Source organism: Rhizobium cauense, from assembly GCF_019511525.1.
In the GTDB taxonomy this organism is placed as follows: Bacteria; Pseudomonadota; Alphaproteobacteria; order Rhizobiales; family Rhizobiaceae; genus Rhizobium; species Rhizobium cauense.
In genome coordinates this window covers 1-7,792 of sequence record NZ_JAEUAT010000044.1, presented here as the reverse complement: position 1 = coordinate 7,792, position 7,792 = coordinate 1, and the positions used below count along the sequence as shown (strand labels likewise).

The 7,792-nt window shown below is 61.2% G+C and carries 4 protein-coding genes and 1 pseudogene; 1 reads left to right on the top strand and 4 read right to left on the bottom strand.

The annotated features are described in order from the left end of the window. The first annotated feature begins 427 nt into the window (after positions 1 to 427). Positions 428 to 2,368 (top strand): M23 family metallopeptidase, encoded by a 1,941-nt coding sequence (locus JNB88_RS32910; protein ID WP_220359140.1) that lies wholly within the window; start codon positions 428 to 430, stop codon positions 2,366 to 2,368. Between the two features lie 55 nt (positions 2,369 to 2,423). Here the strand turns inward: JNB88_RS32910 and clpB are convergent, their stop codons facing one another. The 4 genes and pseudogenes from clpB to JNB88_RS32890 all read right to left on the bottom strand — a co-directional run. Further along, positions 2,424 to 5,027: an ATP-dependent chaperone ClpB gene (clpB, locus tag JNB88_RS32905; protein WP_220359139.1), complete on the bottom strand. Its 2,604-nt coding sequence runs from the start codon at positions 5,025 to 5,027 to the stop codon at positions 2,424 to 2,426. A 216-nt stretch (positions 5,028 to 5,243) separates the two neighbouring features. Then, positions 5,244 to 5,807 carry a hypothetical protein gene (locus tag JNB88_RS32900; RefSeq protein ID WP_220359138.1) on the bottom strand — a complete coding sequence of 188 codons (564 nt, stop codon included), beginning with the start codon at positions 5,805 to 5,807 and terminating at the stop codon, positions 5,244 to 5,246. A 109-nt stretch (positions 5,808 to 5,916) separates the two neighbouring features. Then, positions 5,917 to 6,653: pseudogene (locus tag JNB88_RS32895) on the bottom strand (DUF6065 family protein). A gap of 69 nt (positions 6,654 to 6,722) precedes the next feature. Beyond that, the coding region (locus JNB88_RS32890) for an autotransporter domain-containing protein (RefSeq protein WP_220359137.1) at positions 6,723 to 7,792 on the bottom strand (1,070 nt) is incomplete at its 5' end.

The window sequence follows — 7,792 nt, the reverse complement described above, 5'->3', positions numbered from 1 at the left end:
AGGAACCAATCAGCGTCTCAGCCAATCTGCAAGAAACTCTAGAGCGAAGGTCTTCGTCGCCAGCAGCGCCGCCGCCCTCGTTCAGTGAGGGGGCTTATAGGCCACCACCCTTTTCTAAGTCAACAGCGGTTTTCAAAAAAACCGAAGTTTCTTGCATGGCATTGAATTATAACGCGTATTTCCGGAGCGCCCGCTTTAAGTGTCCGCGGAGACCCGGTAGCCGGGTCATTCCTATGGAAATAGGGCCTCAAAACGCGATGGCTAGGCCTCTCGCCCTCACATCTTCACAATCGGATGATCTCAAGGGCGAACGATTTGGATGGGTACGACCCGTCCATTTGACTTCTATCGCCAAACTATGCACTTTTTCGGCGCCAGCCAGAGCGGCCGAAAGAAGCCTACCCGAAAGGACGCGGATCAACCTGCCATGATGACGGAGAAGATGATGATCCGCTCGTTCGGCAACGAGCCCCCGCTTCTTGCCGATGGCAGACGCGCGCCCGACCGCCGCGAGGTTTCATTGCGCTGGCTTTCGGGTACGTTCCTCACCGGCATTACCTCGAGCGTTCTGATGGGCGTCGCCCTTTTTGCGGCACTCGACGGTCGCCAGCAGTTGGCGATCCCGGCTGAGGCCTATGCCAGCATCAACGCAGACGATCAGTCGGACGCCGACGTGACCCGCGGCGGTCGCCTGATCGCTCCGGCAATCGCCGCCAAGCCGTCGGACCGAAAGATCATGGAGGTCTCGACGGTCGTCCATGAGGGCGACAAGGAGGTCGTCCGCCGCCAGCCCTTCGCGCGCGTAAAGATGACGCTTGCCGCCAACCACGTCGCGACAGAGGACTATCCAAGCTTCAACCCGCTGACGATCTTCTCGGCGGATGAACCGGACGGGCAGCCGACGGTTCGCACTGGGCAGATCTATGGTTCAGATGTGGAATCGGAGGTTAGCCTGAAGACCGTGGCTTATCCGACCACGAAGTCCAATCTGCAGGTAGCGCCCGGCATGACCCTCGACGAGATCGAGGAGAATGTCCGCTCCAACGGTTCGGTGCTGACCGATGGCGCAGCGCAGGTGGCCGCACTCTACTACGTGGATCCGCGACGGTTCTCGAATGACGACGCTGACGTCGACCTGACCGCCGGCCTGACCGCCCGCGTTCTCGAGCAGAACATGACGGTCTCTGCCCCGGAATCAATTACCCCTCAGACCGAAGCGTTCGCCGACGACATCATCCCGGTGCGCCGGGACACTCCGATCGTCAAGGCGATGACGGACTCGGGCTATCCGGAACCGCAAGCCAAGGGACTCGCCAACTACCTCTCGCCAATGACCGGGTCGGATGAGCTTTCAAAGGGCGATGTGCTGCGCATCGGTATCCTGCAGAAGGGCGAACAGGCCAAAATCATTCGCGCCAGCGTCTACCGTGGCACGCGCCATCTCGTTACCGTGGCGCTGGACGACCACGATCGCTTCGTGGCAGGGCGCGAGCCGCCGCGGATCGATGCGGTCACGACCGCCTTCGACGACAATTCTACATCGGTCCCGTCCAATCAGAACCTGCCGCGCGTCTATGACGGCATCTATCGTGCAGCGCTGTCCTACGGCATGACCAAGGATATGACCGCACTGGTCATCAAGCTGCTGGCAAGCAGCGTCGACTTCCAGGCCGAGCTGCGCCCGACCGACACGTTGGAGGCGTTCTTCTCGGTCGCCGACTCCAGCGGGCAGGCGACTGCCGGTTCCGAGCTTCTCTATGTCAATGCGCGCTTCGGCGATACGCAGACACGCTTCTACCGGTTCCAGGATCCGGAAGACGGTTCGATCGACTACTTCGACCAGGACGGCAAGAGCGTCCGGCAGTTCCTGCTGCGCAATCCTGTGCCGAACGGTATCTTCAAGTCGGGCTTCGGCATGCGCCGGCACCCGATCCTGGGTTTTGCCCGCATGCACACCGGCGTCGACTGGGCCGCGCCACGCGGAACGGCGATCATTGCCGTCGGCAACGGCACGGTCGAAAAGGCGGGCTGGGATTCCGGCGGTTATGGCAACCAGACCATCGTTCGCCATGCCAATGGGTACGAATCCTCGTACAATCACCAGAGCGCCATCGCCAAGGGCGTCGTAGCAGGCGCCAAGGTCCGTCAGGGCCAGGTGATCGGCTGGGTTGGCACGACGGGCGAATCCACCGGACCGCATCTGCACTACGAGATGATCGTCAACGGCACGAAGGTCGACCCGCTTCGCGTGCGCCTGCCGGGCGGGAAATCCTTGAAGGGTCCGGCACTGGCAAAGTTCGAGGACGAACGGCAGCGCATCGACGCCCTCCTCGGCAACCAGCCACCGCCGCAAGTAGCGAGCAAGTAGCGCAAGCAAAAATGGCGGCCGAAGCCGCCATTCTCTTTTCAATCGTCGAACGACCTTAGGCCGCTTCGTTCACCGCAGTGTTCCTTGTGCGGAACAACAGCCGATCGGAACCGCTGGTGATCTTCACAGTCGAACCGTCAGGCACCTGGCCGGAAAGGATCTGCTCGGCGAGCGGGTCCTGAACGTACTTCTGGATCACCCGCTTCAGCGGACGCGCGCCGTAAACCGGATCATACCCCTTGTTGGCGAGCCAGTTGCGGGCGTCGTCATCGAGTTCGAGCGTGATCTTGCGTTCGGCAAGCAGCTGCACCAGACGCTTCAGCTGGATATCGACGATCGCGCCCATTTCCTCGCGCTTCAGGCGATGGAACAGGATGATCTCGTCGATACGGTTCAGGAACTCCGGCCGGAAGTGACCGCGCACGACCTCCATCACCTGTTCTCGAACCGCCTCGCTGTCGTCCCCTTCCTTGAGCTGGGTCAGGTACTCGGCGCCGAGGTTCGACGTCATGATGATCATCGTGTTGCGGAAATCGACCGTCCGGCCCTGACCGTCGGTAAGACGACCGTCGTCCAGAACCTGCAGCAGGATGTTGAAGACATCAGGGTGCGCCTTCTCGATCTCGTCGAACAGCACGACCTGATACGGCCGCCGGCGAACGGCTTCCGTCAGCGCGCCACCTTCATCATAGCCGACATAGCCGGGAGGGGCACCGATCAGCCGGGCCACGGAGTGCTTCTCCATGTACTCGGACATATCCATGCGCACCATCGCCGTTTCGTCGTCGAAGAGGAAGCGGGCAAGCGCCTTGGTCAGCTCCGTCTTGCCGACGCCTGTTGGCCCGAGGAAGATGAACGAACCGATCGGCCGGTTCGGATCCTGCAGACCGGCACGCGCGCGGCGAACGGCACGCGACACTGCCTGAACCGCATCGCCCTGGCCGATCACCGACTTCGCCAACTCGTCTTCCATCCTAAGCAGCTTGTCGCGCTCGCCTTCCAGCATCTTGTCGACAGGAATACCGGTCCAGCGGGAAACGACATGCGCGATGTTATCGGGGGTCACGACCTCCTGCACCATGGCGCTGCGATCGCTGTCCTGCTGTTCAGCCTCGCCAAGCTTCTTTTCCAGTTCCGGAATGACACCGTAGGTGAGCTCGCCAGCGCGCTGGAACTCGCCCTTGCGCTGGGCGATCGCCAGATCGTTGCGTGCTTCGTCCAACTGCTTCTTCAGGTCTGCCGCCAGGCCAAGCTTCTGCTTTTCCGCCTGCCAGCGGGCGGTCAGGGCATCGGCCTCTTCTTCGAGACCGGTCAGCTCTGTTTCAAGGCGCACCAGACGGTCGGCGGACGCCGTATCGGTTTCCTTTTTCAAAGCCTCGCGCTCGATCTTAAGCTGCATGATGCGGCGATCAAGTTCGTCCAGCTCTTCGGGCTTGGAATCCACCTGCATACGCAGCCGCGCGGCGGCTTCGTCCATCAGGTCAATTGCCTTGTCGGGCAGGAAGCGGTCGGTGATGTAGCGGTTCGAAAGCGTCGCAGCCGCAACCAGGGCCGAATCCGAGATGCGGACCTTGTGATGCTGCTCGTACTTTTCCTTGAGACCGCGCAGGATCGAGATCGTGTCCTCGACCGTCGGCTCCTCGACCATGACAGGCTGGAAGCGACGGGCAAGGGCCGGATCTTTCTCGACATGCTTGCGGTATTCGTCGAGCGTGGTCGCACCGACGCAGTGCAACTCGCCGCGAGCAAGCGCGGGCTTCAGCAGGTTGGAAGCGTCCATTGCTCCATCCGCCTTGCCGGCACCAACAAGCGTGTGCATTTCGTCGATGAACAGGATGATTTCGCCGTTTTCGGCCTGCACCTCATTGAGCACAGCTTTCAGACGCTCTTCGAACTCGCCGCGATACTTGGCGCCAGCAATCAGCGCGCCCATGTCGAGCGCCATCAGCTTCTTGTCCTTGAGTGACTCGGGCACGTCGCCATTGACGATGCGCAGCGCGAGGCCTTCGACGATCGCCGTCTTGCCGACGCCGGGCTCACCGATCAGCACCGGATTGTTCTTGGTGCGGCGCGATAGAACCTGGATCGTGCGACGGATTTCGTCGTCGCGACCGATGACCGGATCGAGCTTGCCTTCACGTGCTTCGCTGGTCAGATCGCGAGCGTACTTCTTCAGCGAGTCAAAACCCTGCTCGGCGTTCGAGCTGTTGGCGGTGCGGCCCTTGCGGATCTCGTTGATGACCTGATTGAGCGCAAGCGCGGTCACGCCGGCATTCTTCAGCGTCGTGGACGTCGAAGCCGAAGGCTCGATCGCCAGTGCCTGCAACAGGCGCTCCACGGTGACGAAACTGTCACCGGCCTTCTTCGCCGCCTCTTCGGCAGTCGAGAGAACCTTGGCAAGCGGCTGCGCAAGATAGATCTGCCCATTGCCGCCGGAGACCTTCGGCAGTTTGGCAAGTGCGGCATCATTGGCGAGGCGTGCGGCCTTGGGATCACCGCCGGCGCGCTCGATCAGCGAAGCGGCCATGCCCTGATCGTCGTCGAGCAACACTTTCAGAACATGTTCGGGGGTGAACTGCTGGTGCCCCTGCGCAAGCGCATAGGTCTGGGCGGATTGAATGAAACCGCGCACCCGCTCGGAGTATTTTTCGATATTCATGCTGTACCTCCATGGATCGCCCTGCCCTCATAAGGCACAGGCCGATGACTGAGATTGAGCTCCCTCAAGTGGCAAGCTCATTGTTCCGCCGCGTTTGGGATTTGCGGCTGAAGAACTTGGGCTGGATATGGTGGAGGATTTGAAAAGTTTAAAGGGGCGCCGAGGCGAAAAACCATGGGCCATTCGACCAGCGGTTTGCCGAGTGCTGCGCGTGACTTACATCGGATCCATGCTGACGACCCGGCCGGAACCGGAGACCGTGCATTTGGAGGTGTATTGCCCGGTTGCCATGGTCAGAACCCAGTTCGCGCCGGAGCGAGCAGCGCCATTTACAACGCTCGTGCCCTGCCGTGCATTCTGGAAGTCGTCCGCACGTCGCATGCAGGCACTAAGGGCCGCCTGCGGAACATTTCCGGAGGCCGCCGCGGCGTTGCCGGACCCGCTGCCCTGGCACGCCGGATACTTGTAGCGGTCCGCTTCGGAAACGTCGGGCGGGCAGCTGCCCGAGGCGGCACTACCGCTCTTCTTCCCGCACGCGCTCGGCTGCAGAGTGTCGATTGCCGAGTAGCGGCCATTCGACACGCGAACCCGCACACAGGTTCCGGTGGCGGCATTCCACCAGATGTTGTTCTTGACGTTGTCGTACCCCCGCGCCTGGATCTCCGACTCCGCACCTGCCGCCCGCGCACCCACGAGGTCAGCGATATCGGCGGGTGACTTGGCAAAAGCCGGCACGGACAAGCCGACAAGGAACAATGCCATTGCAATCTTGCGGTTCATGCGGCTTCTCCTAGTCGCAGCAACGTTCCGTCGACGACGGCACGCGCAAGAGTAGCGTGGGACGCCCGAAGAAAGCAAGCAGGTTGCAGCGATGCCAGCGACAGAACTGTCACTTACTTTCGGCAAATGGTTTCAAACGCAGCCGACTGCGATGATCATCAGGCCCCGCCGCGCCGGAAGGCGCTGTACCTCGGAAATACGATTTCTGCCACTTGTCCTGCGACGCCTTCGACCCAGGTTCGGCGAGACTGGCATTGAAGGCGTTGCGGCTCTGCATCCAGTGATCGTATTCCTTCTGAAGATCAGGGTTCTCGGAAAGATTGCGGATGTCAGGCGCAATCTCCTCCAGGCTTCCGCGCACAAGCGGAAACAGGTGGCAGTACGGCTCATCCGCCTCGAAGTAGACCTTCTGGAAAGGGCGCGTGAACTTCCAGTTCATTGTGAACGTGTAAGGCGACCAATCGGTCTCAATCACCCCCGACAGCGGAGCGATGGCATCCTTCGGTCGGTTCACAGGACCGGTGACGAACATTCCACGCCAGGCTCCGTCCGGAACAGACACGGCACGTGAAATGTAAGCACGCCGTCGCCGAAATGACTGATCGCCGGTGCAACCGTCCCCGATCTGGATCGGATCCGGATGGCATCCTTGCCTCTCCGTCCATCCCACGTCGCCGAAAAGGCTGATGGGCACAAGATCTCCCAACCGTGCGCATTCGCGATATTCAGTGGCAGGCACCGATAGGCGAAACGCTGATCGGTGCTGTCCATCCATTCCCGCTCAACCGGCGCGGGGCGAAGGCGAACCTCATGGCCGTCAATGACGTAGGCGGTCAAAGATTTCATGTAACGACGTCGCCGCTCCGATTTCCCTGACGATACTTGCCACGATGCTCCCTGGTCTGCAACGCTCCCCTACCATTTGACTCTGATGCCGACCTGACCGCCGAACATGTTGTTTTTCGCGCCGTCGACATCGAACGAGTAGCTGAGATCGCCGAACGCCGAGACGTTCTCGCTGATTTCGTAGGCGCCGCCGAGGTTCACCTCGAGCCAGGTTCCCTCCGTCTGCGTCACCAGCGGGAACGTGTTGAACATGACCGTCTGGTCCGCCGAGAAGCCGTGCCAAAGGTTCAGCCCGAGATGAGCGTAAGCTGGTCCGGTGCTGTACTGTAGGCGTGCGCCTAATCGTCCGGTGAAGGAATCGAACGATTCATTGGTGATCCGGGAGAAGCGGTCGCCACTGTCGTCGAAATCGATACGCTGCCAGATGATCTGCGCCTGCGGTTCGATCGTCCACCCTTCGGCAATGACGAAGGGCAGGCCGGTTTCAGCCGATGCCGCGAAGCTCGTTCCGTCGACGTCGGATCCGATGCCGCGATTGGAGCGGCTGGTTCCATTCAACCAGCCGTACTTCGCGATAACGTCGACGTACCAGCCCTCAGGTGACAGATGCGTCCAGTAGGCGGCGACGCTGTCTTCGTTCAGGTCAAGCGTACCGGCAGACAGGTTAACCCGACCGAGCACGTTACCACTGATGTCGCCTGACGTTTCCGCATGAGTATAGAAGAGCCCGAAGCGCTCGGTATGGCCGTTGTCGTGCTCGATTTCGACCAGATCGCTTCCGACCTGGAGCCCCCAATAATTTCCGTCGAACTGGGGCGCGACGTCGTAGCCGGCAATGCTGAGGGTGGCGTTGGTGCCAAGATCGCTGTTTGCACCAAAGATGCGACCCCAGACACCGGGCGGCGGTCCATCGCCGTCCCCTTCCGAGGCATCACCTTGCGCTCCCGGTCCCGAATAGACCAGCGCACCGACACCCGTCAGGAACGACTGGTCTCCACGACGCTGATGGAAGGTCCCCATCGTCATCAGACCCATTCTCTGAGCGACCAGCGGCGCGATCAATTGACCGGGCACCTCCGGACGAATGTTCGGGATAGGCGGCGGCGGAGGTGATGGGGGCGGTGGCGACGGTGGTGGCG

Bases quoted from the DNA above. Each gene is read 5' to 3' on its own strand.
- JNB88_RS32910 (WP_220359140.1), top strand. From the start codon at position 428: ATGATGACGGAGAAGATGATGATCCGCTCGTTCGGCAACGAGCCCCCG.
- clpB (WP_220359139.1), bottom strand. From the start codon at position 5,027: ATGAATATCGAAAAATACTCCGAGCGGGTGCGCGGTTTCATTCAATCC.
- JNB88_RS32900 (WP_220359138.1), bottom strand. From the start codon at position 5,807: ATGAACCGCAAGATTGCAATGGCATTGTTCCTTGTCGGCTTGTCCGTG.